The 25,923-nt window shown below is 43.8% G+C and carries 25 protein-coding genes and 1 riboswitch; of the genes, 14 read left to right on the top strand and 11 right to left on the bottom strand.

The features are described 5' to 3' along the window. The first annotated feature begins 83 nt into the window (after nucleotides 1-83). Nucleotides 84-272 carry a hypothetical protein gene (locus AC3WTL_RS00245; protein ID WP_159346951.1) on the top strand — a complete coding sequence of 63 codons (189 nt, stop codon included), beginning with the start codon at nucleotides 84-86 and terminating at the stop codon, nucleotides 270-272. Nucleotides 273-309: 37 nt separating this feature from the next. Here AC3WTL_RS00245 and hutH read toward each other — a convergent pair whose 3' ends face one another. Together hutH and AC3WTL_RS00235 are read right to left on the bottom strand one after the other, a co-directional pair. Next, entirely contained in the window at nucleotides 310-1,803 is a 1,494-nt protein-coding gene (hutH, locus tag AC3WTL_RS00240) for a histidine ammonia-lyase (protein WP_248349315.1), read from the bottom strand. 616 nt (nucleotides 1,804-2,419) lie between these two features. Next, on the bottom strand, nucleotides 2,420-3,268 hold the full coding sequence (locus AC3WTL_RS00235) for an STAS domain-containing protein (RefSeq protein WP_248348794.1): 849 nt from the start codon (nucleotides 3,266-3,268) through the stop codon (nucleotides 2,420-2,422). Between the two features lie 201 nt (nucleotides 3,269-3,469). On the opposite strand from AC3WTL_RS00235, the gene AC3WTL_RS00230 reads away from it, so the two are divergent. From AC3WTL_RS00230 to AC3WTL_RS00215, 4 genes are all read left to right on the top strand, one after another. Next, complete coding sequence (locus tag AC3WTL_RS00230) at nucleotides 3,470-5,563, top strand: DNA topoisomerase III (protein ID WP_492368740.1); 2,094 nt, start codon at nucleotides 3,470-3,472, stop codon at nucleotides 5,561-5,563. A gap of 99 nt (nucleotides 5,564-5,662) precedes the next feature. Then, nucleotides 5,663-6,976 (top strand): short-chain fatty acid transporter, encoded by a 1,314-nt coding sequence (locus AC3WTL_RS00225; RefSeq protein ID WP_222498582.1) that lies wholly within the window; start codon nucleotides 5,663-5,665, stop codon nucleotides 6,974-6,976. 117 nt (nucleotides 6,977-7,093) lie between these two features. Next, a complete protein-coding gene (locus AC3WTL_RS00220; RefSeq protein ID WP_252221025.1) occupies nucleotides 7,094-8,374 on the top strand; it encodes an MDR family MFS transporter in 1,281 nt (426 codons plus the stop codon). A 136-nt stretch (nucleotides 8,375-8,510) separates the two neighbouring features. Continuing rightward, nucleotides 8,511-9,743 (top strand): aminopeptidase, encoded by a 1,233-nt coding sequence (locus tag AC3WTL_RS00215; RefSeq protein WP_095244380.1) that lies wholly within the window; start codon nucleotides 8,511-8,513, stop codon nucleotides 9,741-9,743. 39 nt (nucleotides 9,744-9,782) lie between these two features. Here the strand turns inward: AC3WTL_RS00215 and AC3WTL_RS00210 are convergent, their stop codons facing one another. From AC3WTL_RS00210 to queF, 4 genes are all read right to left on the bottom strand, one after another. Beyond that, the gene (locus tag AC3WTL_RS00210; RefSeq protein ID WP_252221024.1) at nucleotides 9,783-10,976 is read right to left on the bottom strand and encodes a hypothetical protein; all 1,194 of its coding nucleotides are present in this window, start codon (nucleotides 10,974-10,976) and stop codon (nucleotides 9,783-9,785) included. 272 nt (nucleotides 10,977-11,248) lie between these two features. Then, the gene (panF, locus tag AC3WTL_RS00205) at nucleotides 11,249-12,691 is read right to left on the bottom strand and encodes a sodium/pantothenate symporter (protein ID WP_048010521.1); all 1,443 of its coding nucleotides are present in this window, start codon (nucleotides 12,689-12,691) and stop codon (nucleotides 11,249-11,251) included. Continuing rightward, nucleotides 12,688-12,978 (bottom strand): YhdT family protein, encoded by a 291-nt coding sequence (locus AC3WTL_RS00200; RefSeq protein WP_248348801.1) that lies wholly within the window; start codon nucleotides 12,976-12,978, stop codon nucleotides 12,688-12,690. Before AC3WTL_RS00200 ends, panF begins: the two co-directional genes overlap by 4 nt. A 160-nt stretch (nucleotides 12,979-13,138) precedes the next feature. Next, nucleotides 13,139-13,636: a preQ(1) synthase gene (gene queF / locus AC3WTL_RS00195; RefSeq protein ID WP_095244376.1), complete on the bottom strand. Its 498-nt coding sequence runs from the start codon at nucleotides 13,634-13,636 to the stop codon at nucleotides 13,139-13,141. Between the two features lie 110 nt (nucleotides 13,637-13,746). Next, a riboswitch (PreQ1 riboswitch) is annotated at nucleotides 13,747-13,792 on the bottom strand. Nucleotides 13,793-13,935: 143 nt separating this feature from the next. On the opposite strand from queF, the gene mscL reads away from it, so the two are divergent. From mscL to AC3WTL_RS00180, 3 genes are all read left to right on the top strand, one after another. Beyond that, nucleotides 13,936-14,307, top strand: a complete 372-nt coding sequence (gene mscL, locus AC3WTL_RS00190; protein WP_248348803.1) for a large conductance mechanosensitive channel protein MscL — start codon at nucleotides 13,936-13,938, stop codon at nucleotides 14,305-14,307. Between the two features lie 69 nt (nucleotides 14,308-14,376). Beyond that, nucleotides 14,377-15,018: a Bax inhibitor-1 family protein gene (locus AC3WTL_RS00185; protein ID WP_248348805.1), complete on the top strand. Its 642-nt coding sequence runs from the start codon at nucleotides 14,377-14,379 to the stop codon at nucleotides 15,016-15,018. Nucleotides 15,019-15,252: 234 nt separating this feature from the next. Beyond that, nucleotides 15,253-15,675, top strand: coding sequence for an AhpC/TSA family protein (locus tag AC3WTL_RS00180; RefSeq protein WP_222498570.1), 423 nt, complete (start codon nucleotides 15,253-15,255; stop codon nucleotides 15,673-15,675). Nucleotides 15,676-15,686: 11 nt separating this feature from the next. On the opposite strand, the gene AC3WTL_RS00175 is transcribed toward AC3WTL_RS00180, so the two are convergent. Continuing rightward, on the bottom strand, nucleotides 15,687-16,412 hold the full coding sequence (locus tag AC3WTL_RS00175) for a 5-formyltetrahydrofolate cyclo-ligase (protein ID WP_248348807.1): 726 nt from the start codon (nucleotides 16,410-16,412) through the stop codon (nucleotides 15,687-15,689). Between the two features lie 459 nt (nucleotides 16,413-16,871). On the opposite strand from AC3WTL_RS00175, the gene AC3WTL_RS00170 reads away from it, so the two are divergent. The 5 genes from AC3WTL_RS00170 (at nucleotide 16,872) to AC3WTL_RS00150 (ending at nucleotide 21,230) form a co-directional block, all read left to right on the top strand. Further along, nucleotides 16,872-17,636 carry a gluconate 2-dehydrogenase subunit 3 family protein gene (locus tag AC3WTL_RS00170; protein ID WP_248348809.1) on the top strand — a complete coding sequence of 255 codons (765 nt, stop codon included), beginning with the start codon at nucleotides 16,872-16,874 and terminating at the stop codon, nucleotides 17,634-17,636. A gap of 26 nt (nucleotides 17,637-17,662) precedes the next feature. Continuing rightward, nucleotides 17,663-19,372 carry a GMC family oxidoreductase gene (locus tag AC3WTL_RS00165; RefSeq protein ID WP_248348811.1) on the top strand — a complete coding sequence of 570 codons (1,710 nt, stop codon included), beginning with the start codon at nucleotides 17,663-17,665 and terminating at the stop codon, nucleotides 19,370-19,372. Nucleotides 19,373-19,860: 488 nt separating this feature from the next. After that, nucleotides 19,861-20,079: a twin-arginine translocase TatA/TatE family subunit gene (gene tatA, locus AC3WTL_RS00160; RefSeq protein WP_197214377.1), complete on the top strand. Its 219-nt coding sequence runs from the start codon at nucleotides 19,861-19,863 to the stop codon at nucleotides 20,077-20,079. Between the two features lie 14 nt (nucleotides 20,080-20,093). Next, nucleotides 20,094-20,822: a twin-arginine translocase subunit TatC gene (gene tatC, locus AC3WTL_RS00155; RefSeq protein ID WP_222498561.1), complete on the top strand. Its 729-nt coding sequence runs from the start codon at nucleotides 20,094-20,096 to the stop codon at nucleotides 20,820-20,822. A gap of 66 nt (nucleotides 20,823-20,888) precedes the next feature. Continuing rightward, the gene (locus tag AC3WTL_RS00150) at nucleotides 20,889-21,230 is read left to right on the top strand and encodes a DUF3243 domain-containing protein (RefSeq protein ID WP_048010509.1); all 342 of its coding nucleotides are present in this window, start codon (nucleotides 20,889-20,891) and stop codon (nucleotides 21,228-21,230) included. A gap of 395 nt (nucleotides 21,231-21,625) precedes the next feature. Here AC3WTL_RS00150 and AC3WTL_RS00145 read toward each other — a convergent pair whose 3' ends face one another. The 4 genes from AC3WTL_RS00145 to AC3WTL_RS00130 all read right to left on the bottom strand — a co-directional run bounded on the left by AC3WTL_RS00145 (nucleotide 21,626) and on the right by AC3WTL_RS00130 (nucleotide 25,490). After that, nucleotides 21,626-22,162 (bottom strand): GNAT family N-acetyltransferase, encoded by a 537-nt coding sequence (locus AC3WTL_RS00145; RefSeq protein WP_248348813.1) that lies wholly within the window; start codon nucleotides 22,160-22,162, stop codon nucleotides 21,626-21,628. A gap of 22 nt (nucleotides 22,163-22,184) precedes the next feature. Further along, nucleotides 22,185-22,661, bottom strand: a complete 477-nt coding sequence (locus AC3WTL_RS00140; RefSeq protein ID WP_248348825.1) for a GNAT family N-acetyltransferase — start codon at nucleotides 22,659-22,661, stop codon at nucleotides 22,185-22,187. Nucleotides 22,662-22,738: 77 nt separating this feature from the next. After that, nucleotides 22,739-24,097, bottom strand: a complete 1,359-nt coding sequence (locus tag AC3WTL_RS00135) for a TldD/PmbA family protein (protein WP_492368739.1) — start codon at nucleotides 24,095-24,097, stop codon at nucleotides 22,739-22,741. A 1-nt stretch (nucleotide 24,098) separates the two neighbouring features. Beyond that, nucleotides 24,099-25,490 (bottom strand): TldD/PmbA family protein, encoded by a 1,392-nt coding sequence (locus tag AC3WTL_RS00130; RefSeq protein ID WP_492368738.1) that lies wholly within the window; start codon nucleotides 25,488-25,490, stop codon nucleotides 24,099-24,101. 126 nt (nucleotides 25,491-25,616) lie between these two features. On the opposite strand from AC3WTL_RS00130, the gene AC3WTL_RS00125 reads away from it, so the two are divergent. After that, on the top strand, nucleotides 25,617-25,923 hold a 307-nt coding region (locus tag AC3WTL_RS00125), incomplete at its 3' end, for a hypothetical protein (protein WP_492368737.1).

Genomic DNA, 25,923 nt, shown 5'->3' with positions numbered 1-25,923 from the left:
CATCGAACCAGTCGTACATAGTCCTGATGCCTGAGGGAAAAATAGTGGAAGAATGCAAATTCAATAATGAAAGGAGCCTGATTATGTCACGCGGAGTCCATTTTAATCATAAAAGAAAGCATCACCCGGGGGAATTCCCTGAACACACAATGGTTGAACGCCATACAACTGAGGCACAGGAAGATGAAGAATTTATTGTGACGCAAGAAGCGTTTAAAAACCGCTTTGAAGAAGATGAAGCAAAAGAACTTGAGGAAAGAGCGAAGGATTAAAAAGTAAGGGGCCTGAATAACATTCAGACCCCTTCTGTTATATTGCGTCTATTTCAACTTCTTTCAGCCAGGCTGCACACGCTTCAATATCCTTTGAAAATATGCGGTCTTTTGTGATGGAAGGCACCACTTTTCTTGCTTCTTCGTAAAAGCGTTTTGTTTTATCAGCCATTTTATCAGAGCCGCGGAATTCTGCTGCCTGAAGCGCGCAAATCAGTTCAATTGCCAGTACTTTATTGACATTCTGGATGATCTGGTAAGCATGTCTGGATCCGATAGTTCCCATGCTCACATGGTCTTCCTGATTCCCTGATGAAGGGATCGAATCCACACTGGCGGGATGGGCTAGTGTTTTATTCTCCGAAACAAGGGATGCTGCAACATATTGGAGAATCATCGCACCAGACTGCAGTCCAGGCTCCGGGCTTAAGAATGGCGGTAAGTCACTCAGCTGAGGGTTAACCAGCCTTTCAATACGGCGCTCTGAAATATTGGCCAGTTCCGCTGCCGCAATTTTCATAAAGTCCATTGCAAGAGCGATTGGCTGTCCATGAAAGTTTCCGCCGGAAATAACACTTTCCCCATTATCAAAAATAAGCGGGTTATCTGTGGCTGCATTCATTTCGATTTCAAGCTTCTCTTTTACATAGTCAAGAGCCTGCCAGGATGCTCCATGCACCTGCGGGATGCAGCGGATGGAATAGGCGTCCTGCACCCGGATTTCCCCCTGTCTTGTGATCAGGCTGCTGCCTGACAGGTATTCCCTTATTCTTCTGGCTGTATCTACCTGCTGCTGATACCCCCTTGCCTGATGGATGTTTTCATCAAACGCATCAATTATGCCGTTCAATCCCTCCATTGTAAGTGCTGCGATCAGCTCACTTTGATAAGCGATTTTTTCCGCTTCCAGATAACCAATGACTCCCATTGCCGTCATCGCCTGCGTGCCGTTAATGAGAGCAAGCCCTTCCTTCGCCTGTAGTGTTACAGGCTCTATTCCTTCCTGAACAAGCACTTCTAACGAAGGCTTCCTTTCCCCCTTGTAAAATACTTCCCCTTCTCCCATTAATACTAATGCCAGGTGGGATAAAGGAGCCAAATCTCCGCTTGCTCCAAGAGAGCCCTGCTGCGGAATGACAGGATGGATACTTTTATTCACAAGTGCTAAAAGAGTTTCGATCACGACCGGACGAACGCCTGAGAATCCTTTCAATAAGGCATTTGCTCTTAAAAGAAGCATTGCTCTTGAGACAGACTCAGGGAACGGCTCCCCTACTCCGCAGGCATGCGAACGGATTAAATTCAGCTGAAGATCCTCGACATCCCCCTGGTCGATTCTTACATCGCTGAATTTTCCAAAGCCAGTGTTTATTCCGTATATGACTTTTTCTTCACTTACAATTCTCTTTACGGCTTCATGGCTGTTTTTTACACGAAGCATGCTTTCCTCTGATGCCGCAGCCTCTACTCCTTCAAAAAGAACTCGTTTGACTTCAGACAAAGTAAGAGTATTTCCATTTAAAGTGACCACCCTGTTCTCCTCCCCGTGAGTTAAAGTCATCATCGATTCTGTCAATTTTTCCATTTTATATCCTCCCCGGTACATTAGCGAGATAAAGAAAAGGCTGTATCTCAAACACAGGTTTGAAATACAGCCTTTTTTAGAAGATTATTTGCACTATCTGTTGTCAGATGTCTCATCTTTATCACAGCCTATTTTTGTTATATTTTCTGAATATAATTAATTTTATGTTCCTATTGGAGGGATGTCAACAATAAATTCCCATTATTTAACAAGTTAGATTGTTAGAATGGTAACACAGTAAAGCGTATTTTATTATATCCATATAAAGTGAAACTTCAATCAGTGGGGATGTTCCTTATCCCCACTGATTGTTAGTCGCGTTCTAGTGTCGCTAAGAACTCCGCTAGCGCTCCGATCAATCGACACTACGAACCCGATTGGTTCAACTAAGCCTCTGCCTGCGCGTCGGCAAGTTTCACTGTATCTCACCAATCGGGCCTTTACGGGCAGTTTGACCCCCGCTTATCCTCCTTTTATTCCTCTGAGTCTTGAAGTGGGGGTCTTACTGCCCGTTAGACTGCGATAAATAGCCGGCAGTTCTGCCGGCTTTTCGTTCTTCTTTCTATCTTAAGTTTTCACCTTGTCTTCTTAAAGCATGTTTTAGTTTTCCATATGTTTCAATACCCGTGAAATCCAGGCCGAGCTGAATGGAAGTCTGGGCAACCTCAGGGCTGATGCCGGAAATGGTGGATTTGACCCCTAATAGCTTGAGAGCTGTCGTTAAAGAAAATATTTGATGGGCAACCATCGTATCAATAATGGCTACACCAGATAAATCAATAAATAAATGCTCAATATTTTCTTTTGCACATTTTTTCGGAATTTCCTCCAGCAGGATTTGCGCACGCTCGGTGTCAATATCGCCGATAAGCGGCAGAACAGCTGTGTCATCTTTAACAGGAATGACTGGAGTGCCAAGTTCATTGATCAGACTTTGCTGGGCAACAAGCCTTCTTGTGGTCAGTTCATAATACTTTTCCGAAAATTTGTTGATCAGTTTATCGAAAGCCCTATTAATGGTCTTGCTCCATACTAATACATCATCTGTTGTCACTTCTGACTGGTTTTCTTTAATGAACTTTTCAACAAAATGCCAATAGGTTTCCCTTACAGTCCCTAAAGCTTCAAGCACTTGAAAAATGGGGGTACTTGAATCCACTCTGCTTTCAGCTACAGTTCTGGCCCACTCCTCCATATTTTCAATAAACACTGCTTCGTCATCAAGCAAGGCTGATGAAACGGTACGGTTGGTAAAAGCATTTTGTTCTCTCAGGAGCTGTTCATAAACAGGGTCTGCATCCGCAGAATAAATGGAGCCCTTCTGTTTCTCCCTTAAGGACAGCCACATGTCTGTGATGTTTATCGAGTTTTCCTGAATGTAATCAAGTAAGTGCTGATTCTTTTGATTCATTATTTTCACCTTGTCTTTCTAAATGTAAACAAACTGTTAAGTTCATTGTAGAATGAATCAGGACTATTGAAAAGCGATACAGCTTAGATGGCAGCTATATCATTTTGTCCACAATAACCTCTTCCATTACAAATATAAATGATTTTCCGCTATACTTAGTTAGGATACAAAAGGAACTGAATGGATTTGAAAGGAGTCATTATGAAATCACTTGTTCTTGCTGAAAAGCCCAGTGTTGCCCGTGAAATCGCAAGGGTACTGGGATGCCGGCAATCTCATAAAAGTTACATGGAAGGCGATAAATATATCGTCACTTGGGCTCTTGGCCACTTAATCGAATTAAAGATGCCAGAGCATTATGACAGCAAATATAAAAACTGGAACCTGGAGGATCTGCCGATTATTCCTGACCAAATGGGCCTGAAGGTGATGAAACAGACCAGTCACCAGTATAAAGCCATTGAAAACCTTGCAAAGCGGAAGGATGTTAAGGAAATAATTATTGCGACAGATGCAGGCCGTGAAGGGGAGCTTGTCGCTCGCTGGATATTAGAGAAAATCCGCTGGCGCAAGACAATCAAGCGCTTATGGATATCCTCTGTAACGGACCGTGCTATCCGTGACGGTTTTCAAAACCTTAAACCCGGAAAACAATTTGAAGATCTTTATGAATCCGCTGTGTGCCGGGCAGAAGCGGATTGGCTCATCGGGCTGAATGTCACAAGGGCTCTGACGACTAAATACAAGGATCCCCTATCCGCAGGCCGGGTGCAGACACCGACTCTGGCGCTCGTTATGGAAAGGGAAAAAGTAATTCAGCAATTTGTTCCAAAAGAGTACTGGACGATTCGCGCCCACATTGGCCCCCTGCAGGCTGACTGGGAGAAAAATGGTGAAAAGCGCATTTTCGCTAGAGAAACAGCTGATGGAGTCCTTTCCAAAGTAAAGGGGCAAAAGGCGGTTATCCAGTCCATTAACCGGAAGGAAAAAACAGAGCCGCAGCCGCTTCCTTATGATTTAACGGAGCTGCAGCGTGATGCGAATAAACGTTTTGGCTTCTCTGCCAAGAAAACGTCGAATGTGCTGCAGAAGCTTTATGAGCAGCATAAGCTTGTCACTTATCCACGGACAGACTCACGCTATTTGACAAAGGATATGGAAGCAACCATGATGGATCGCCTTCATGGCATCGCTGCTTCCTATAAGGACGAAGTGAAGCCAATCCTTGCGAATCAGGGCAGGGTCCTGGCAAAAAGAGTTTTTAATAATGAAAAGGTAACCGATCACCATGCGATTATTCCGACTGAAGAACGTGTGCATCTCGTTGATTTGTCTCCTGATGAGCGGAAGCTGTACGAAATGATCCTGCGCAGATTTTTGGCCATTTTTCATAACCCATATAAGTATGAAACCATCCATGCTGCTATCGATGTTAATGGTGAGACATTCACAGCCAGGGAGACGGCCATAATCGACCTCGGTTATCGCAAGGTTGAGCGGAACACTGAAGAAGAGACAGGAAAACAGAGCCTGAAGAACATTTCGAAAGGACAGAGCTTTACACTGCAAAATGCCGAATCCGCTGCAAAGCTCACTGAACCGCCTCTTCGCTATTCCGAAGCTGACATATTGACCCAGATGGAAAAATACAGCCTCGGAACACCAGCGACAAGAGCGGAAATCATTGAACGGCTTCTTGAGACTGAAGCCCTCGAAAGGCAAAATGGACGCCTGTTTCCGACTAAAAAGGGCAAACAGCTGATGGACCTGGTGAATGAAGATCTGAAATCACCGGAACTGACAGCCAAATGGGAGCAGGAGCTGGAGAAAATCGCACGCGGAAAAGCAAATCCAAAAGAGTTTCTGCAGAACATCCGCAAGCAGACTCAATCTCTGGTTTCTGAAATTAAAAAGAGCGACAAATCGTACCGTGCCCATAATCTCACGGGTTCAAAATGTCCGGAATGCGATTCCTTCCTGAAAGAAAGGAATACAAAGGACGGAAAAATACTTGTCTGCTCCAACCTTGATTGCAGTTTCCGAAAGCGCAAGGATCCAAAGCTTTCAAACCGCCGCTGCCCTCAGTGCCGCAAAAAAATGGAGATCCACCAGGGCAAGGCAGGCGCCTACTTCCAGTGCCGTCCATGCAATGTAGTGGAGAAAGCCCAGGACAAAAAGAAAGCCGTCAACAAACGCGAAGAACGAAAACTTGTTCAGAAATATACCCAGAAGGAAGAGTCCTTTGGAACAAGCCTTGGTGATTTGCTGAAGGCCGCAATGGATGATAAAGATTAATGTATAGCCCTGGCTGCTGCCGGGGCTTTTCTATATGAACTGGCATACACAGCTTGTCCTCTCCATAGCATGTACTAATACTGAAAGGAGAGTGACAGGATGTTAACCAGAATGGCAGACCGTTTCTCCAAGCTTGTGGAAAGGTATCTCCCTGACGCCTTTGTCATTGCTGTACTAATGACTCTGTTTGTATTCATAGCCGGATTTTTCATGAAGCCTTCTGAACCTGCCCAGCTGTTTAAATCATTTGGTGACGGCTTCTGGGTATACCTTGCTTTTACCATGCAAATGGTGCTTCTCTTGATGACAGGCATGGCGCTTGCTTCTGTTCCTTCTGTACAGCGTATACTTGAAAAGCTTTCCTCCAAAGCGAAGACAGCCAATCAGGCCTACGTACTGACTTTTCTTGTTTCTTCTGCTGCTTATTATATTAACTGGGGCCTTGCTGTTGTCGTTGGCGCCATTATTGCCCGTGAAGTCGGAAAAAGAAATCAGAACGCACACTTCCCTCTATTAGTGGCTGCAGCCTATGCACCTACTGCTCTATATACAGCCGGCTTATCGAGTTCAATTGGTTTGACTGTTGCGACAAAGGGTCACTTTCTGGAGGATATTGCTGGGGTGATTCCAACTTCAGAGACCATCTTTCATCCCGGAACAATCGCAATATTAATTGCCCTTATTGTTACAATGCCGGTTTTTATCGTGCTGATGGCACCCAAAAAAGACATTATATCCTACGTACCCCCTAAAGCATCCAAGCAGGAAGCTGAGCAGCAGGAAATTTTAGAAACGCCCGCCGGAAAGCTTGAAAGAACACCTTTTCTCGGCATCGTTACCGGATTAATCGGTTTAATCTATGTCATTTTCGAGTTCATAAACGGGCGTGACCTTGATTTAAATATTATCAATATTACCTTTCTATCCCTGGGGCTCATCCTTCACAAATCGCTTGTACAGTACGCAAATGCCTTTAAAGAAGCGGGTTCTGCCATATCCCCTATCATTCTGCAATTTCCGTTTTACGCCGGAATCATCGCCGTTCTTGGCAGCTCCGGGTTAGCAGAGTCTATAATCAATGGAATGGCGTCCATAGCAAGTAAAGATACCTTTGATATTTTCACCTATTGGGCAGCTGGAATCGTCAATATTCTTGCCCCTTCAGGCGGCGGGCAGTGGGCTTTGCAGGGGCCGCTTCAAGTTCCTGCCGGGCTGCAGCTGGGTGTGGATCCCGCCATTACCGCTATGGCTGTAGGCTGGGGAGATGCCTGGACGAACCTGATCCAGCCTTTCTGGGCACTTCCTATTTTAAGTGTAGTCGGCCTTCATATTCGTCATATTATGGGCTACTGTGCATTGCTGGCCATATGGGTGGGCATAGTTACCACTGTTTTGATGTTTTTTGTCTATTGATATGAAAAGCCAAACCTTAATCAAGGTTTGGCTTTTTTGAACAAAAAGTCTTCTTGTGTTTCTTCTGAATTTGGTAGTATGATAGCGTTATTCTGAGATTGAAGATGGGGACGCAGCATGAAATTAAAAGATTGGGATAAGAATCTAAAAGTAAGATTATTTGGGGAAGCGCTTATGAATATTACATTCTGGATGTTCTTCCCGTTTTTAACGATTTATTTCGCGGATGAATTCGGAAAAGACAAGGCTGGTTTATTGCTCATTTTTTCTCAGGTATTCTCCGTGCTTGCCAACTTAATGGGCGGTTATACAGCTGACCGCTTTGGCCGCAAAAAAATGATGGTTCTTTCTGCTTTCGGTCAGGGACTTTCATTTATGATTTTTGGATTTGCCAGTTCACCCTGGCTGGATTCTCCCGTGATTGGTTTTATATGCTTTGCTTTTGTGGGAATATTTGGCTCATTTTATTGGCCGGCAAGCCAGGCAATGGTTGCCGATGTGGTGAAGGAAAAAGACAGAAGCCAGGTATTTGCTATTTTTTACACTTCTATTAATATTGCGGTTGTGGTGGGTCCCATTTTAGGAGCCATTTTCTATGTCCATTACCGTTTTCAGCTTCTTATGGCCGCAGGCATAATCTGTATTCTGTTAGCTTTCATCCTATACCGATGGACAAGGGAAACTTTACCCCCGCAGATACATGGATCAAGTGAAAACAGTAAATGGCATCATGTTTTAATAAAGCAGACCAAAGATTATGGCATTATCTTCAGGGACAGGACCTTTCTCCTTTTTATCATAGCAGGTGTTTTGGCTGCACAGACTTTTATGCAGCTTGATCTGTTAATACCTGTCTATACAAACGAAGTGATTCATAACCAGCAGCTTTTTAAATGGATGGACTGGTCCTTTACCGTTCAGGGGGAACAGGCTTTTGGCATTCTGCTGTCCGAGAATGGCTTCCTTGTCGCCTTATTTACCGTGGCTGTCACCAAAATGATGATAAAGTACAAGGAAAGGAATGTCTTTATCTTATCATCTCTTACGTATGCGGCAGCCATCATCATGTTTGGACAAACTCAATGGATATGGGGATTAATTCTGGCAATGGCCGTTTTCACTATGGGCGAATTAATGACTGCTGGCCTCCAGCAGAGTTTTGTATCAAAGATTGCTCCCGATCATATGCGAGGTCAGTACTTTGCAGCTGCCTCCCTTCGATTTACAGTCGGAAAAACCATTGCGCCTATCTCCATACCGCTTACAGTCTGGATCGGTTATGACTGGACATTCTTTATACTGGCGCTACTGGCTGTTATAAGTGCGTTTTTGTATTGGCTGATGTTTGCTTTGCCTGAGGGGAATAAAGCATTTCATGCAAAAAAGGAATCTGTTTAAGATTCCTTTTTAATATGTCTCCGCCCGGAGATGGAGCCCGGAAGTTCTGCAGCATGATTTTCAGTTCAACAGGTTTCTTTTTCCGGACAGAACAGCTACAATGAAAATGAAGATTCTGACAAAAGGAGAATACATAATGAGTCAATTTCAAACGAATTTAGAGAAATACGCAGAGCTTGCAGTGAAGGTCGGCGTAAATGTACAAAAGGGGCAGACGCTGGTTATTAACACAACACTTGATTCAGCTGAACTGGTTCGCACTATTGTGAAAAAGGCATATGAAGCAGGAGCTCATAACGTTGTTGTGAACTGGAGCGATGATGCGGTCACACGCACAAAGTACGATTTGGCACCGGATGAGTCTTTCTCGGAATACCCGGAATGGCGTGCGAAGGAAGTCGAAGATTTAGCTGAAAAGGGTGCGGCATTCATGTCAATCGTTTCAGCCAGCCCTGATTTGCTGAAAGGCGTGAAATCAGAGCGAATCGCAAGCTTCCAGAAAGCAGCCGGACAGGCGCTTGCAAAATACCGCAAATTCATCCAGTCTGATAAAGTGAGCTGGACAGTTATCGCAGCTCCATCTCAGGCATGGGCAAACATGGTATTTCCTGAAGCTCCGGAGGAATCCAGAGTGGAAATGCTTTGGGACGCTATTTTCAAAGCCACTCGCGCTGACTTGGATAACCCGGTTGAAGCCTGGAAAAAGCATGACGAAACACTTCATGAAAAAGTGGATTACTTAAACAGCAAGCGTTATCAGAAGCTTCATTATAAAGCTCCAGGCACAGACCTGACAATCGAGCTTCCAAAAGGCCATTTATGGGTCGGGGCAGGCAGTGTGAATGAACAGGGACACGAATTCATGGCAAACATGCCGACTGAAGAAGTGTTCACAGTACCATACAAGACAGGTGTGAACGGTACAGTTTCCAGCACAAAGCCGTTAAGCTATGGCGGAAACATCATCGATAACTTCAGCCTGACATTTGAAAACGGCCGGATTGTAGATGTGAAAGCTGAAGAAGGAGAAGAAATCCTCAAGCAGCTTGTTGAGACAGATGAAGGCTCCCACTATCTTGGTGAAGTGGCACTGGTTCCTTTCAACTCGCCAATTTCCAAGTCCAATCTGCTTTTCTATAATACTTTATTTGATGAAAATGCTTCAAACCACCTTGCCATCGGCAGTGCGTATGCATTCTGTATTGAAGGCGGCAAGAAAATGTCCAGTGAAGAACTGGGTGAAAACGGCTTGAACGAAAGCTTAACACATGTTGATTTCATGATCGGTTCCGCTGAAATGGATATCGACGGAATCACTGAAGATGGCAGCGCTGAACCTGTATTCAGAAAAGGTGATTGGGCATTTTAAAGCGGAAGCGCCCTTTCATGACTATAAAAAATCATGCGGTCATTGACCCGCATGATTTTTTGTTTTTCTTAATACGATTTCACTAACGTTTCCTTCTAAATCAGAAATCATATCGATGGAATATTTATCTGCCGGGTAGGTGGAGATGGTTTCACCTGACAGCTTCTCTTCCCTAACCTCCGCTGGAGTGCCAAACATGGCAGTAATCTCGTCCATTGACGTTCTCACCCGCTGTCCAGGAATGGAAATAGCTGTTACGTTCCCCGTTTCCCGTTCATAATAATAGGTAATTTCAGGGTACATCACAAAAGGGCTTCCACCTTCAAACCCCTCTTCAACAAAGTTTGGATCTGACTTTTTAATTTCAGATATGTTTGTGCCAATCGGAAATGGACTTCCGAGGGGGATTCCCTGTTTTGCTTTCTCAATGGCATCCCCACTGAGTGCCAGGTTTTTAAAAGGATAGTAAAGGGCTTCCTTTTTCAGCCACAGGTTCATCCAGTCGATTTCAGAATGATCTTCTTCTGAAAGCTCGATTTGGTCGTGCAGGCTCATTGAATGGGCTTCCTCATTAAAAAGCCATGTTGAAATAACCCATCCGTCACTCTTTTTTTGGGCAGTTTGAAGATATTTTTGATTAATAGTTTTTATTTTCGCTTTGGAGGTAGTGGTCATGTCTTTTTCCGTACTGATTCTTTGCACTTCTCCGTCCTTAATCGCCAGCAGCTGGCCCTTGACTAAGTTTTCCCCCTTGGACTGAAAGATCGAGATGATGGTTTTATTCCTCATTTTCTGGGTGTAAACCTGTTCCTTTGAAGGATTAAAGGACATTTCAGAACTGTCATTTAGAGCTGCTTGTTTATACGCCTCTTTTGACCCCTTCAAAGCCAGGTATACTGAATAATGTCCTGTAAAATAGGAATCGCCTTTCTTTCCTTTCGCACTGTCCTCTTCCAGAATGGTTCTTCTTTCGTCTTCCGAAAAAAGGTAAACCGTATATTTCATGATCCCGTCTGCTGCGTCAATCTGGAATAGTGACTTGCGTTCAAGCCAAACCGTATCTTTTTTATCTTTACCATCCTCTTGTACTGATATATTATCTTCTGCTTCCACTTTATCTTCTTTTTCCAGTTTTATTTCTTCTGTATTTAAAGATGCATTTATTTCACTTGAACAGCCTGCTATAACGGATGACAGCATGGCAATCATGATCATATTTATAAAATTTTTCATTATAGTCTCCCTAATGTTAAAAAACATTTCCATTTTAAGTCAAATGTTACAATTACGTTTCAACTAATTAAGTGTAACAAATAGGGATCGTTTCTACAAACCTATCAATATGCTCATTTTTTTACAAAAACCCATGTTTCCTCCCTTATCCTTAATATATGACTCTTCTCCTGCTTCAATCAAACGTTTGATTATAGTGAAGAGGGCCTGATCTATAGGCACTTTGCCGGTTAATACGAAAGGCCCCGGAATACCTCTCCGGGGCCTTTTGGTTAAATTTCTGCTGCCGCAGGTGCTGTTTTTTCGGTAAATAGACTTACCGCTATATATGCGGCCAGTGATAAAGCAATAGGCAATACGACTGTATTCATGCCTAAAGCATTGGGATAAAAAGTATGGAATAAAATATAGGAAGCCGTTCCGGTTATCATGGAGGCCACTGCACCATATTTATTTCCCTTCGCCCAATAAAGGCCCAGCACAACAGGCCATATGAATGCTGCTTCCAGTCCTCCAAAAGAAAAGAGATTCAGCCAGATCAGCAAATCGGGCGGACTGAGCGCCATGATGCATACCAGAACCCCCAGCAGGGCTGTGACTGCAAAACTCATTTTCTTAACCGTGCTTTCTTCAGCATCAGGTTTAATGTAATTAATATACACATCTTTAACAATCGCCGAGCTGACCAGAAGGAGCAGGGAATCCACAGTTGACATAATGGCAGCCATCGGTGCAGCCAGCACAATTCCCGCAAGCCATGGTGGAAGGACTTCCATGGCAATCATCGGCATAACTTTATCCCCCACCTCAATTCCGGGAAGAATCGGCCGGGCAAACACGCCAATTAAATGCATGCCAAGCATGATAAAGCCGACCACGATTGTTCCAATGATAATGGCCCTATGCATGGCTCTGGCATTTTTATAAGACATGGCCCTTACTGCAACCTGAGGAAGACCTACAACCCCAACTCCAACCAGAATCCAGAATGAGGATACATATAAAGGGGTCAATCCGCCATCAAAGCCAAACGGTGTAATCAGATTCGGGTTCTCTGAAGACAGATCGCTGACAATATTCGGTATTCCTCCACCTGCCACAATAACAGCAACCAGAAGGATCATGGTTCCGATAAACATTATCCCGCCCTGGACGGCATCCGTTACGGCAACAGCCCGGAAACCGCCTATGACAACATAGACCATGACAGAAGCTGCGAAAATAAACAAAGCCGATAAATAGCTTAATCCTGTCAGTGATTCAATTAATCTTGCTCCGCCAACCCATTGGGCAGCCATGGCGGAAAACAGGAAAATAATGATGCTGAGAGAGGATAGCCAGACAACCCATTTGCTGTTATATCTTTCTTTCAGAAAATCGATGAGTGTTACAGCATTATACTTTCTTGCTGTAATTGCAAATTTTTTCCCCAGAACCATGAGGACGAAATAACCAGTAACAACCTGTGACATGGCAAGCAGTACCCAGCCAAGCCCCTGTGTGTATGCAACACCAGGACCCCCAATGAAACTGCTGGCACTTCCGTAGGTGGCAATCATGGTCATGGCCAGAATAAAACCGCCCAGCTGCCTTCCTCCAAGAAAATAATCCTGCAGAAACGAACTGCTCGTATCAATCTTCCTGCTGGACCATAAACCCACCAGAAAAATAATGATTAAAAAGAAGATAAGAGGAGCAATGACCTGCCAGTTCATTCGGATTCTCCCCCTTCCCCGTTTTCTTCGAACGTAACTTCCTTAAACAGGAATTTCACAGCTGCTGATACCAGTATCACCATGACGACAAATCCGGCTACACAGCTCCAGAAAAACCAGGCAGGCAGGCCCATGATGAATGTATACTCATCGGCAGGTTCGGACCCCAGCCCATAGGCAAACCCATACCACCAAATAAAATTAAAGAGTACGAGACCAATGCCAATCCACGCTTCTTTCTCTGCTACTTTAAAGCGAGGATCTTTTTTATGTATGCTTTTCTTCATTATGTCCCCTTTCAGAGCTTTATTATTGTACTGCTCTATTAAAATACAGAATATTCCCTAAATATAATCCCACTTATGTATATTTTCTGCAACAAAAAAAGCAGATTCCTCTGCCTTTTTTGATATTATTTTAAAAATGAACTTTAAGCAAGCTATGTTCTTAACGATTGTCAATCGTCTCTGGATATAGATCATGGTTCATCAAGCGGTAATCGGCCATTTTTTCATATTTCGTACCCGGCTTTCCGTAGTTGCAATACGGATCGATGGAGATTCCGCCACGTGGTGTGAATTTCCCCCAAACCTCAATATAGCGGGGATCCATTAATTCGATAAGATCATTCATAATGATGTTCATGCAATCCTCATGGAAATCGCCATGATTTCTGAAGCTGAAAAGATATAGCTTTAACGACTTGCTCTCTACCATCTTTTGATCCGGAATATAGCTGATATAGATGGTCGCAAAATCCGGCTGGCCTGTTTTCGGACAAAGGCTCGTAAACTCAGGACAATTAAACTTAACAAAATAATCGCGGTTTGGATGCTTATTATCAAAAGCCTCCAGAATCTCAGGCGAATATTCAAAAAGATAGTTAGTACCCTGATTTCCCAATAATGTAATATCCGTTAATTCCTCATCTTTTCTTCCTGACATAAAAATAGCCTCCCTTTATATGATCCCGCTGATCCTAAAGAGAGGTCCGAAAAGTACAGCTTGAAAAATAAAACCATATCCTCTCATGGATATGGTTGATTATTATAATCAAAGCCATAGTTTTTTATAGAGGGTGAAGCTATGAACCTCTCCCGCTCACACGGGAATAATAGAAATATAATTGTCATAGTTACTATAGAGAAAAAGCCTGTTTCTGTCAATAGGTGCTTTCTCTATCTGGTTTTCATACATTCTTCATAGTATAATAACGGTAATTTTTCAAAGAAAGGTGACTTGTTATGTGGAATGAGTTTAAAAAATTCGCCCTAAAGGGAAATGTCCTGGATTTGGCAGTTGGGGTTGTAATCGGAGCTGCCTTCGGAAAGATTGTATCTTCCCTTGTAGATGATATTATTATGCCGCTTGTCGGATTGCTGATGGGCGGAGTGGACTTTAGCGATCTGATGATAAAAGTCGGCAGCGCCGAGGTCAAATATGGTTTATTCATACAGAATGTGGTGGATTTCTTCATCGTGGCATTCTCCATTTTCCTCTTTATCAGGATTATTAACAATCGTTTCAAAAAGAAAGAAGAGGCAGCACCGGCACCAGCTGTGGATAAAAATGTGGAGCTTTTAACTGAAATAAGAGACCTTTTAAAAAATAAATAATTTATGAAACTTAAATAATAGCTCAGTCGTATATACATATACAAATGATTAAAGAGGAGAAATGAAGAAATGTATGTACAGCATACCGCAAATAACAGTTATTTGCCCTCTGTTTTACGGGCGTTTGCCTTATCATTGGGGATTGCATTTACCGGAACGATGGCGGGTGTTTTCATCCCTCCAGTCCTGTTTTTGCCCCTAATGCTTCTTGAACTCGGAATGCTGCTTTTCGCTTTCCTGCTCCGCCGCAAAAAAGCTATTGGGTATACATTCCTTTATGTATTTACATTTATTTCAGGGATGACGACCTACCCGATTGTTGCCCACTACCTGGCTGCTATTGGACCTAACCCTGTTTTAACAGCACTAGCGACGACAACGGTTGTGTTCACAGGCTTAGCCGTTTATGCTTCGACAACGAAGCGGGACTTATCTTTCCTTGGCGGCATGCTGATGGCGGCATTGCTCGCACTTATTGCGATTGGAATTTTCAGTCTCATCTGGCCATTAAGCTCTAATGCGATGCTCGCGTTCTCCTTCATCGGAGTGCTAGTGTTCAGCGGATATGTGCTATTCGACTTCAACCGCATGAAGCAGTATGGAGTGTCACCGGAAGAAGTGCCTTTGATGGCTCTTAACCTATACCTTGATTTTATCAACCTGTTCATTAATATCCTTCGCATTTTTGGGATATTGGGGAGCCGGGACTAAACAGGAGTGCGAACTCCTGTTTTTTTATGTGCAAGCCGCAATTCTTTATTCCTTCAAGAGAATTAGGTATGATCAGATGTAAATCCGAAAGGCGGGATATTCATGGAATATATTTTAGAAACCCAAAACTCTGATAAAAACATTACCCTTGAACAGGCCATCAGCAGCCAGTACACAATGGCTGTCTTTGTCCGCCATCTTGGCTGACCGGTCTGCCGGGAATATCTTGCGCAGTTGCGCGAGCGCATAAATGAAGTAGAAGCTAAAGGATTTCAAGTCATAGTCATTGCACCTTCGAAAGGAACCTTTATCAGTCAATTCCTTGGGCAATTCGGTCCGTTCCCTTTTCCGATCCTCGGCGACCCTTCCCGGGAAGCTTATAGAGGAATGGGACATAAAACCATGCCAAAGTGGAAGCTTCTTTCAAAAGCAGCACTTGGGTTTATTACAGGAAAAGTCGGCGGCTTTATCCCTAAGGATGAAAAACAAAAGGAGTTTGTCATGAAATCCATGAAAACTCAGGATGTCTACATTCAGGGCGGGACATGGCTTTTCTCGCCACAGGGAAAAATTTTATGGAATCATATTGATGAATCCCCTGAAAATCACGCAAAGATTGATGATGTTTTAAAGAAAATGGACGAAGTTAAAGCTTAAAAGGCAGTCAATTACTTGGCTGCCTTTCCTTTTGTGATCTCCCATATTTCACGCAAAACCGGCATCTCTTCCATTTCCTTCTCCGTTACAAGATCCCATTGAATCCCGGTTGGTTTTGGATAGGGCGTATTGGTTTTGATCAGTTCCTTTTCAGTGGCAATCCAGTCGACAGTCAGATCATAAGGATCCCTCGGGATATCTTCCTCTGTCACCTGGGCGCTGTTAACCGTTCCAATCACAGGAATTTCAGGATTCCCCAGTTCCCTGATTATCGCATACTCCCGGTCAGCATAGCCCTCCCCTTTTCCGACCCGCCGGCCATCCCGGTGAAGCCCCACAGATCCGGCAAAAAACAAATCAATCTTCGGCAATTGTGTGAGGGGAACTTCTTTTCCGTATGAGTGAATATGCTTAAGGCTCGCTGCTTTTCGCTCCTCCCCCGCAGGTACCCATTCCGGCTTTACCATAATAAAGCCTGCTTTCAGCCGTGGAGTGGGAACCAGCAATGTCTTTCCATCTTTCAGAATTTGGGTGCGGACCGGCAGCTGCGGAGAATCAGGATTAACCTTAATCACCTTAGCCTCTTTATATTCAGGCATAGTAAAAACAAATGCAGCCGCTTTTTCAGCTCCCTTGAAATTGGGAATTCTATTCGTTAAAGGAAACGGAAAGCGGCCAAGCTTGTTCTCCTCAAGAAAATTCCATATGTACTCACGGATTTCTTTCTTCGTTTTCATCGTGTTTCACTCCCTTTCTTTCATTTTATCTATTAAAGAAAAAAACTCCAATTTTTTAAATAAACAGGTTTTAAGACAAGTTCACGGGGTAAACAAATAATGCAAGGCCAATAACAAAACGGAAGGGACTGGTTGACGATGAAAAGCGTAACAGCGACTTCAAGGTTCGTCATTGGCATTGCAAGAAACCAGGGAGGGTTTGCAGAGCGTTCGAAAGGCACTCTCGTCTATAACCGATATATTTAAAATCGGTTCGGCCCTATGCAAATCGTAATCTCCAGGTTGTCCGTCATTCGGACTTAAAAAAGGTGCAGACCAATCGGTTTGCATCTTTTTTAATGCCATAAAAACCCCCTTATCTCCTCTCTTCTTTTCACAATCCAAAAAATAATCCTATCAAACTGTTTAGACAAGTATATTTTTCTCCATAATGGCAAATAAAAGGAGGTTTCCATATAAATGTCTGAACATGAACAAAAACAAGAATCAACCATGTCGCGAAGGAGATTCATCCGCAATTCCGGGTTAGTTGCCGGCGGTTTAGTAGGAGGCGGTATTCTTGGCGGCTTAATTGGTGCAAACATGAACAAAGACGGTACAGCAACGGAAGAGAATGCCCATACAAACGGGCATGATCAGATTTCCTATCAGCAGTCGCCTTTATATTTCACAAACCCCGAGACATTCGGAATCCTGCAGGCAGCCGTTGAGAGAATTTATCCTAAGGATGAAAATGGCCCTGGTGCCAATGATTTGGATGTTCCATTTTTTATCGACCATCAGCTTGCGGGCTCATGGGGCAACAATACAAGGGAATATATGCAAGGCCCGTTCTTTCCTGGGTCGAACTTTCAGGGTTACCAGTCCCCTTTAAAACGGCATGAAGTATTTGATGTCGGACTTGCTGCCCTGCAGACCTACAGCAATGAAAAGTTCAAGAAGCCATTTGCTGAACTGGAGGGCGAACAGCAGGATGAAATTCTTACAGCCTTTGAAGAGGATAAAGTGAAGCTCAGGGGTGTTACTTCAAGGACGTTCTTTAATATTCTCCGGGCCGCCACCATTGAAGGTGTATATGCAGATCCTGCCTATGCCGGAAACAAAAATATGGAAGGCTGGAAAATGAAAGACTTTCCTGGCCATCAAATGAGCTATATCAATCAAATTGAGTCTGAAAAATTCGTGAAAATTAAACCGAACAGTCTCCATTCATATACGAAATAGTACTATCTTTTAAGGAAGTGGTAAACATGGCGAAAACATTGCCAAAAACGGATGCAGTCGTTGTAGGAGTCGGATGGGCAGGCGGAATCATTGCGGCTGAACTTGGGAAACAGGGATTAAAAGTTGTCGGCCTGGAGCGTGGAAAAGAGCGCGGCGTCAAGGACTACTATGTGGTCCATGATGAACTGCGCTATGGGATACGCTATGAATTAATGCAAGATCTTTCTAAAGAAACGATCACGTTCCGCAACCACGGGAAGGAACGGGCGCTTCCAATGCGCCAGCTTGGCTCCTTTTTGCTGGGCGAAGGCTTAGGCGGGTCAGGTGTTCACTGGAATGGGCATACTTTCCGTTTTCTGCCTTATGATTTTGAAATCAAGTCACAGACGATTAAAAAATATGGCGAAGCTAAGATTAAAGGTCTTCAAGTACAAGATTGGGGCATTACATACGATGAATTGGAGCCTTATTTCTTCGAGTTTGAAAAAGCCGCAGGTATTGGCGGAGAAGAAGGTGAGCTGGGGCCAAAAAGAGCGGATCCGTTCCCAAATCCTCCAATGAAGGAAACCCCTATAACAGCGAGATTTAAAAAAGCCGCGAAATCATTGGGAATGAAACCTTACCAAATGCCATCGGGCAATATGAGCGAGGCTTATGAAAACCAATATGGCGCCAAGATGGCTCCATGCCAGTATTGTGCGTTTTGCGAACGCTTTGGGTGTGAATACGGAGCTAAGGCTGATCCGACCGTAGCCGTTATTCCGTTTGCCAAAGAAACTGGAAATGTGGATATCCGGAACTTTGCGAATGTAACGGAAATTATTCATGACGGCAAAAAAGCAACCGGTGTGCGCTATGTGGATGTCCAGACAAAAGAAGAATTCATTCAGCCGGCTGAAATGGTTATTCTGACCAGCTATGTCATGAATAACACCCGCCTGCTGCTGACATCCAAACTGGGACGTCCATACAATCCTGATACAGGCACAGGGGTGATCGGGAAGAACTATTGCTACCAGATCCTTCCCGGGTCAGCGGGCTTTTTTGATGAAGAACAATTTAACACCTTCATGGGTGCCGGTGCCCTCGGTGCAACTGTGGATGATTACAATGGAGACAATTTTGACCACTCGGATCTTGGCTTTATTCATGGCGGCTCTATATCTATCAACCAGTCAGGATACCGTCCGATTCAATATAATATGGTTCCGACTGATACACCGAAATGGGGCAGTAAGTTTAAGGAGAATTCCATCAAGTATTTCACACGGGCTTTAAGCATTGGCACCCAGGGAGCATCCATGCCTGTTCAGCACAATTATATGGATCTGGATCCTTCTTATAAAGATGCTTACGGGCTTCCGCTGCTTCGTATGACTTACGATTTCACGGAACAGGATAAGAATCTTTATAACTATATTGGAAAAATTACAGACAACATCATGAAGGAAATGGGACCATCAAAAATTAACGACAGGCAGCAGCTGGAGCATTACGATATCGTCCCTTACCAGACGACACATAATACAGGCGGTGTCATCATGGGGGCTGAGCCAGAAACATCAGCCGTAAATAACTATCTCCAAATGTGGGATGCAGAGAATGTCTTTGTCGTTGGTGCTTCCGCTTTCCCTCACAATGGAGGATATAATCCGACAGGAACTGTTGGGGCACTCGCCTACCGTGCTGCTGAAGGAATCATCAAATACAGCAAAGAAGGCGGCCTGCTTGCATAAGAAAAGCGCAAGCGCCTTGCTCACCAAGGAACGCAGACTAAGAACGCCACGTCCTCCCAAAAGCTACCGCTTTCGGTCGTGCGATGTATCGCTGTCGTAGCTTTCCTTGTCCTGTGGCAACGTCTGCATGACCCACATCCTCCCAAAAGCTGTCGCTTTTGGTCGTGCGATGTTTATGCTGACGAAGCCTTCCTTGTCCTGTGGGCCTCAAGCACAAGACGAGCTTCCCGGAAAGGTGTTCTTTGCCTTTTTGGGAGGATTGTCGGAAATGTGGAGGCGACTGCCCAGGGACGACAGGCATAAGACGGTTCCTGTAATAAGGTGTTTTTCCTTCTGAAAGGAAACGGCTTATTACCCCGAGTCCCTAGGAGCCGCAACTAGACAAGCTTGTGACCTCGAGGGGGTAGGCGCTGGAGCTGGACAGTTCTCGAAGTTCAAGCTAATACTAACTTACCTTTTAAGAAATTTTTCAAGAAGGAGTGAACTCCATGGGGCTTTCAAACATTGGAATACCCGGATTGATTATCATCCTGGTTATAACCTTAATTATCTTTGGGCCAAAAAAGCTTCCTGAGATCGGGTCTGCATTTGGAAGGACCTTATCAGAATTCAAAAAATCAGCCAGAGATATTATGAGCGATGATGAGGAACCTGATCAAAAAACACGTTCAATTGAAACGGCTGACCGGAAGGATAAACCGCTTTAACAGGAGGGTTTAGAATGAAAATGGACGAACAAACCCTTGTAGAACATTTAACAGACCTGAGAAAAGTGCTGATTCGATCTCTGATTTTCTTTATTGTCAGCTTTGCCCTATGTCTGTTTTTCATCAACCGGCTGATCCCTATGCTCGCAAACGATCATGAGCTGGTTATGCTTGGACCGCTGGATGTCATTAAGCTGTACACAGGAATTGCAGGAAGCATCAGCCTGGGGCTTTCGCTTCCTTTCATTTCCTATCAGATCTGGCTGTTTGTAAAGCCTGCTTTAACGGAAAAAGAAAGCAGAGTATCTCTAATGTTTTTTCCGGCCATTCTTTTCAGCTTTATCGGCGGGCTTGGCTTCGGATTTTTTATTATATTCCCTGCTATTTATCAGTTTTTAATGCTATTGGGTGAATCACATTTTGCGATGATGATCACGGCCAGGGAGTATTTTTCGTTTCTTTTAATGTCGACCATTCCTTTTGGGTTTTTGTTTGAGGTGCCTTTGCTGTTATTGTTTCTGACAACAATTGGTGTTGTCACCCCAGCTATGCTCAGCTCAATGCGAAAATATGCTTATTTGATCATGGCCGTTGTATCAGCTCTCATTACACCGCCTGATTTATTTTCACAGATTCTTGTCCTCGTGCCTCTTATCGGGCTATTTGAAATTGGCGTTATTTTATCAAAAGTAAAATTCAGGAAACTGAAAGCTGTTCAGGAAACACCGTCCAGTGAAATCTAAAAGAGTTTAACTCTCCTTCTGAAAGGATATTTAATAAGAAAACAATCCTATGGGAGGTTTACAAAAATGAATGAACAAGAACATGTAATCAAACAAGATGGTGAACTGGATACAAAAAATATTAAGAGCGCAATGGACAAGATGTCGAATGAACGAGCTGAGGACATCTTAAGCAGCTTCGATGAATTTAAGAGCTATCTGGCGGAACGAATTGAGCTTGGCAAAAAGCTGGGATTAAATGAGGAACAGCTTGCCGTAACCGCAGAAAAAGTGGCTGGCTACCTCGCTGAAAATGTGGAGCCAAAAAACCGTGAAGAACAGCTGCTGAAGGAATTATGGAAGGTCGGGGATGATAAAGAAAGGCATAAGCTCGCACATATGCTTGTACGCCTGACAGAGCAGGCATAATAATGGAGCCGGAATTGTTAATCGTGACAATTCCGGCTTTTACTTTTTAAGATCTCTATACAGGTTTATAAAGTGACTCGGCTCTGACTTTACTTGAAAAGAAAACACACCCCGATTGGTATGAAGATAGAGGAAACCAAATTCGCAGCTGGAATTTCTGTATGACATATCCCAAACTTCATCAAGGAGAAACTTTTCTGATGGCGACAGGATATGATCCTCAAATAAGTGAAGAAAAAGTTCCTGTTCAATGTATTGCTGCTGGTTCCAGTCGATCTTCCTGCTTACTATAAAAAAAGGATGGGAAGCAATGATCCGCACATGAACCTCCATGATTAAAAAGGATTTGCTTCTATTGAAACATATTGTGGAGTGCGATTCAAACAGCGGCTCCCTTACCCGGTGTATTCCTCACGCAGAATGGCATAGTAGGTCAAATCCACCGGCCTCCCATCTCTTATTGCATGCTGCCGCAAAATCCCTTCATGCTTCATCCCCGTTTTCTCCATAATCCTCCATGATCCGGGATTGTCCGTAAAGGCAAGTGCATAAATCCGGTTATGGTTCAGTTCTTCAAATCCGTACTTAATAACTGCCCTGGCAGCCTCTGTACCATACCCTTTGCCCCAGTAAGGCTTGCCGATCCAATAGCCGATTTCCGCCCTACTATTTGCATTAGTGCCTGTAATATTGATGAGTCCTATTAAGCCATTATCCTCTTTTCTCGTAATAGCGAAAATCGCAATCTTACCGTTTCTCTCTGCTTCCAAAATACTTGTAATAAATTCCCTTGCTCCCCCTTCAGGATAAGGATGGGGAATATTTAATGTCGTTTTTGCCACATCATAATCACTTGCGTATTCTTCTACCCTGGCTGCATCATCAAGGGTAAGGCTGCGCAAAATCAGGCGGCTGGTTTCTAGGGTTTTCATTGATGGGGCCTCCTTTTTAATCTTAAAAAGCAGTTGTGCCTGCTTTCGCTAACTTCTCCATAAAAATAAATATAGTTTCTTCTCTCTCCAGCTTTTCTGTCTTATATCCCGCGTAACCGAGCTTTTCATAGAATCTAATATTTTTCTCGCTTTTGCTGCCGGTAAATAATTCAAATCGTTCCACATTAAACTGACGTTCGATTTCATTCATTAGTGCTTTTCCAATACCTTTATTCTGAAAGTCTGGATGCACCATTAATTTGCCTATATAACATGTTTCATCCTTTTGGTATGCTCTAACGGAACCAACTAGTTCCCCGTCTTCTATGTATTTTAAAATTAGATAATCTTCAAAAGCTTTTTCAACATCGCTGACGGTTTGCTTTAATGGCTCTATATTAAAATCTCCATAAAGTTCTGCTTCACTTCTATATGCCAGCTTTTGAATGGATAATATTTTTACTGCGTCGCCTATTTTTGCTTCGATAATCTTCACCATAAATAGTCCCCCCATTTAATTTCCTTCTGCGAAAATTTTTTCAAAAAAGCGCACCACTTAGTGATGCGCTCGCTGACTTACTCAATAGTCACAGCCAGCTCCCTGATTAATAGAGATGGGGAGCCAATGTAGCCTGTGGCCATGAAGCCCAACGAAAATTCCAGGTCTGAACCGATGTCTTCAATATTATTTAACAGCTCATAGAAGTTTCCGGCAATCGTCATTTGGTTAACGGCGTTTTGCACTTTTCCGTCGCTGACATAATAGCCGTTAGCCGCAATGGAAAAATCACCAGATACGGTATTGGCACCGGAATGGAGGCCGGATAATTCGGTTATGATGATGCCCTCTGAGAGCGAAGATACCAGCTCATCATAGCTTTGATTGGATGGATTGACGTAAAGATTCGTTGGAGCCACCGTCAAAGCTCCCTTATAAGAAGCTTTATAGGCATTGCCTGTCGATTCCACACCATCTTTTTGTGCTGTTTTGCGGTTATGCATCAAGGTAATAAGCCTGCCGTCTTTCACAATATCTTTTCTGGCAGTGGCAACCCCTTCACTGTCAAAATTAGAACTGAGCAGACCTTCTTCTAAAAATGGATCATCTATGATATTCAATGACGCCACAGCAATGCTTTCACCCGTTTTCCCCTTTAGAGCCGATTGCCCTTTTTGGGTGTTTTCCGCTGAGAAAATCGGGATGTATGTCTGCAGCAGGGCGCCGGCTGCATCGTTTCTCAGCAGGACAGGATAGTTTTTGCTTTCAGCACTCCTGGCATCCAGCTGTGATAATGCTTCTTCTGCTGCATGCCTGGCTATTTCCTCCGGATTCAAGATCGAAAAGTCTCTCGTAAACTTGGAATATTCGCCATTTTTCACCTGATCTCCCTGCTTTACGATGACCGATACATAGATGCCGGCATGATTGCTCTTTTCGCTGAGGCTCAACCCTTTGCTGTTGAGAAGAACTCTTTCTGTTTCACCGCTGCGAACCATGAAATAATCGGTTCCGGTTACCCGCTCATCATAGGCATAGATGTGCTTTTCTATTTCCTTAAGCAAATTTATTTTTTCAGCAATCGTAACTTCCGCAAGACTGCTTGAATAGTAGCTTCCAGACACATACTTATCGCTGCCGGCAAAGATTTCTTCCTGTACTTCATCCTCAATAAATTGAGAGTTTTCCTTCGCATTCTCGATCAGAAAAGACAGGGATTCCTCATCCAGTTTCTCCGTAAAAGCATAGCCCATCCTGCCTTCGTAAAGGCCTCGGAAGGAGGTTCCGAACACTTCGGAAGTGTCGTAGGAATCAATTTCACCTTTGAAAAGCTCGCAGGCGAACTTTTCCTCTCTCTCATAATAAAGCTCCATATCTGTAAAACCATGCTGCCCGCCAAGCTGAAATAGCTTTTCCTTAAATTCCTGCAGGTTCATATTATTCGCCTCCCTTTGTTCCGCCAACAGTCATTTCGCTTACGCGGATCATCGGCTGGCCAACATTGACAGGAATGCTTCCGCTCTGTGACCCGCACATGCCGGCACCATGGTCCAGGTTATTTCCCACCATATCAACCAGCTGGAGCGTTTTCGGGCCATTCCCTATTAAAGTAGCACCTTTTAACGGTTTGCCGATTTTTCCGTCTTTTACGAGATACGCCTCCATGACGGCGAAGTTGTAATCGCCAGTTGTGGTATTGACCTGGCCGCCGCCCATGTATTTGGTATATATTCCGTACTCAGTATTTGAGACGATTTCTTCCGGAGTGGACTTGCCGTTTGCAATGTACGTATTGGTCATTCTCGAAGTCGGTGCAAAGCGGTAGGACTGCCGTCTTCCCGATCCCGTCGATTCCATGCCCATCCTGCGTCCGCCGAATTTATCAATCAAGTAACCTTTTAAAATTCCATTTTCAATCAGGACATTTTTACGCGCCTTTTCGCCTTCATCATCGATCGTAATCGATCCCCACTCATTGGCAAGCGTGCCGTCATCAATATATGTAACAACATCCGAGGCCACTTTTTCGCCGATCCGGTTTGCAAAAACAGAGTTTTCCTTCGCTACAGATGTAGCTTCAAGGCCATGTCCGCATGCTTCGTGGAAAATAACCCCGCCAAATTCATTATCGATAATCACAGGGAACTTCCCGCTTGGACAAGGGTCTGCCCCAAGCATCGTAACGGCGATGCGAGATGCTTCATTGGCGTAATGCTCCAAGTTCAGGTTTTCCATAAATTCAAAGCCTTTATGGGCTCCAGGTCCATAGAATCCAGGCTGCATTTGGTTTCCTTCTGCCGCAATCGACTGAATGGCAAGGCGGCTTCGCACCCGTCGGTCTTCAACAAACTTACCCTCCGAATTGGCAATCAGCACATTCTGTTCTTCATCCAAATACCTGACCGTAACCTGCTGGATGCTGCTGTGATAGTTTTTCGCAATTTCGTATGCCTTTTTCATGACATCTACTTTGCGGAGCTTCTCCACTTCGCGCGGATTCAGAGATATAGGATGCCCTGCCGGAATAATTTCCTTTTGCAGCTGTGCGGGCTGAATGATTTTTTCTCCTCTGATCGCCTGGGCAGCATTGCCCGCAGCTTTCAGCAAACCTTCCTTTGATCCATCCGTTGTGTAAGCATACACACTTTGCAGCCCCTTAAACAGACGAATGCCGATCCCGTAATCCCGGCCTGATAAGCTGCTCTCGATTTTCCCGCCCTGAAGCGCAAGGCTATTGGTGAAACGATCCTCAACAAATATTTCGGCAAAATCCCCGCCAGTGGCCAGAGCTGCCGTAATAACATCATGAATGACTGATTGTGAAAGCATAGTGACCCTCCTTCTATCTAACTTTTCAAACTATTCTAATCATACCGTACTGATCTTTATTTTAGTATGATTTTTTCCTTTTTTGACCAATAAAGAGGATGATTATGTCTCGGTCTGGAGACGTAAATGGGTGGGTTGCTTTTTGTGGGGTGGGCCTATTTGCAGGTTTGGTTGATCTATTTGCAAATTTACTCATCTATTTGCAGGTTCCGGGTTTCTATTTGCATTTTACCTATCTTTTTGCAAGTTCGGCTGGTCTATTTGCAAGTTCGATCATCTATTTGTAATTTCGGCTGGTCTATTTGCAGGCTTGCTCATCTATTTGTAATTACCTATCTATTTGCAAGATTGGCTAGTCTATTTGCAAATTTACTCATCTATTTGCAGGTTCCGGGTTTCTATTTGCATTTTACCTATCTTTTTGCAAGTTCGG

The organism is Cytobacillus sp. EB106-05-05-XG126 (genome assembly GCF_058791715.1).
The sequence above is the reverse complement of the archived record's forward strand: the minus strand, read 5'-3'. Positions and strand labels throughout refer to the sequence as shown.

What these genes read in the sequence shown, in the direction of transcription:
- AC3WTL_RS00165 (WP_248348811.1), top strand. Translation starts at nt 17,663, where the DNA reads ATGGCGAAAACATTGCCAAAAACGGATGCAGTCGTTGTAGGAGTCGGA.
- AC3WTL_RS00220 (WP_252221025.1), top strand. Translation starts at nt 7,094, where the DNA reads ATGAAATTAAAAGATTGGGATAAGAATCTAAAAGTAAGATTATTTGGG.
- AC3WTL_RS00145 (WP_248348813.1), bottom strand. Translation starts at nt 22,162, where the DNA reads ATGAAAACCCTAGAAACCAGCCGCCTGATTTTGCGCAGCCTTACCCTT.
- queF (WP_095244376.1), bottom strand. Translation starts at nt 13,636, where the DNA reads ATGTCAGGAAGAAAAGATGAGGAATTAACGGATATTACATTATTGGGA.
- AC3WTL_RS00210 (WP_252221024.1), bottom strand. Translation starts at nt 10,976, where the DNA reads ATGAAAAATTTTATAAATATGATCATGATTGCCATGCTGTCATCCGTT.
- AC3WTL_RS00140 (WP_248348825.1), bottom strand. Translation starts at nt 22,661, where the DNA reads ATGGTGAAGATTATCGAAGCAAAAATAGGCGACGCAGTAAAAATATTA.
- AC3WTL_RS00150 (WP_048010509.1), top strand. Translation starts at nt 20,889, where the DNA reads ATGAATGAACAAGAACATGTAATCAAACAAGATGGTGAACTGGATACA.
- AC3WTL_RS00245 (WP_159346951.1), top strand. Translation starts at nt 84, where the DNA reads ATGTCACGCGGAGTCCATTTTAATCATAAAAGAAAGCATCACCCGGGG.
- AC3WTL_RS00130 (WP_492368738.1), bottom strand. Translation starts at nt 25,490, where the DNA reads ATGCTTTCACAATCAGTCATTCATGATGTTATTACGGCAGCTCTGGCC.
- AC3WTL_RS00225 (WP_222498582.1), top strand. Translation starts at nt 5,663, where the DNA reads ATGTTAACCAGAATGGCAGACCGTTTCTCCAAGCTTGTGGAAAGGTAT.
- mscL (WP_248348803.1), top strand. Translation starts at nt 13,936, where the DNA reads ATGTGGAATGAGTTTAAAAAATTCGCCCTAAAGGGAAATGTCCTGGAT.
- AC3WTL_RS00135 (WP_492368739.1), bottom strand. Translation starts at nt 24,097, where the DNA reads ATGAACCTGCAGGAATTTAAGGAAAAGCTATTTCAGCTTGGCGGGCAG.
- AC3WTL_RS00215 (WP_095244380.1), top strand. Translation starts at nt 8,511, where the DNA reads ATGAGTCAATTTCAAACGAATTTAGAGAAATACGCAGAGCTTGCAGTG.
- tatC (WP_222498561.1), top strand. Translation starts at nt 20,094, where the DNA reads ATGAAAATGGACGAACAAACCCTTGTAGAACATTTAACAGACCTGAGA.
- AC3WTL_RS00175 (WP_248348807.1), bottom strand. Translation starts at nt 16,412, where the DNA reads ATGAAAACGAAGAAAGAAATCCGTGAGTACATATGGAATTTTCTTGAG.
- AC3WTL_RS00170 (WP_248348809.1), top strand. Translation starts at nt 16,872, where the DNA reads ATGTCTGAACATGAACAAAAACAAGAATCAACCATGTCGCGAAGGAGA.
- AC3WTL_RS00235 (WP_248348794.1), bottom strand. Translation starts at nt 3,268, where the DNA reads ATGAATCAAAAGAATCAGCACTTACTTGATTACATTCAGGAAAACTCG.
- tatA (WP_197214377.1), top strand. Translation starts at nt 19,861, where the DNA reads ATGGGGCTTTCAAACATTGGAATACCCGGATTGATTATCATCCTGGTT.
- panF (WP_048010521.1), bottom strand. Translation starts at nt 12,691, where the DNA reads ATGAACTGGCAGGTCATTGCTCCTCTTATCTTCTTTTTAATCATTATT.
- AC3WTL_RS00230 (WP_492368740.1), top strand. Translation starts at nt 3,470, where the DNA reads ATGAAATCACTTGTTCTTGCTGAAAAGCCCAGTGTTGCCCGTGAAATC.
- AC3WTL_RS00200 (WP_248348801.1), bottom strand. Translation starts at nt 12,978, where the DNA reads ATGAAGAAAAGCATACATAAAAAAGATCCTCGCTTTAAAGTAGCAGAG.
- AC3WTL_RS00185 (WP_248348805.1), top strand. Translation starts at nt 14,377, where the DNA reads ATGTATGTACAGCATACCGCAAATAACAGTTATTTGCCCTCTGTTTTA.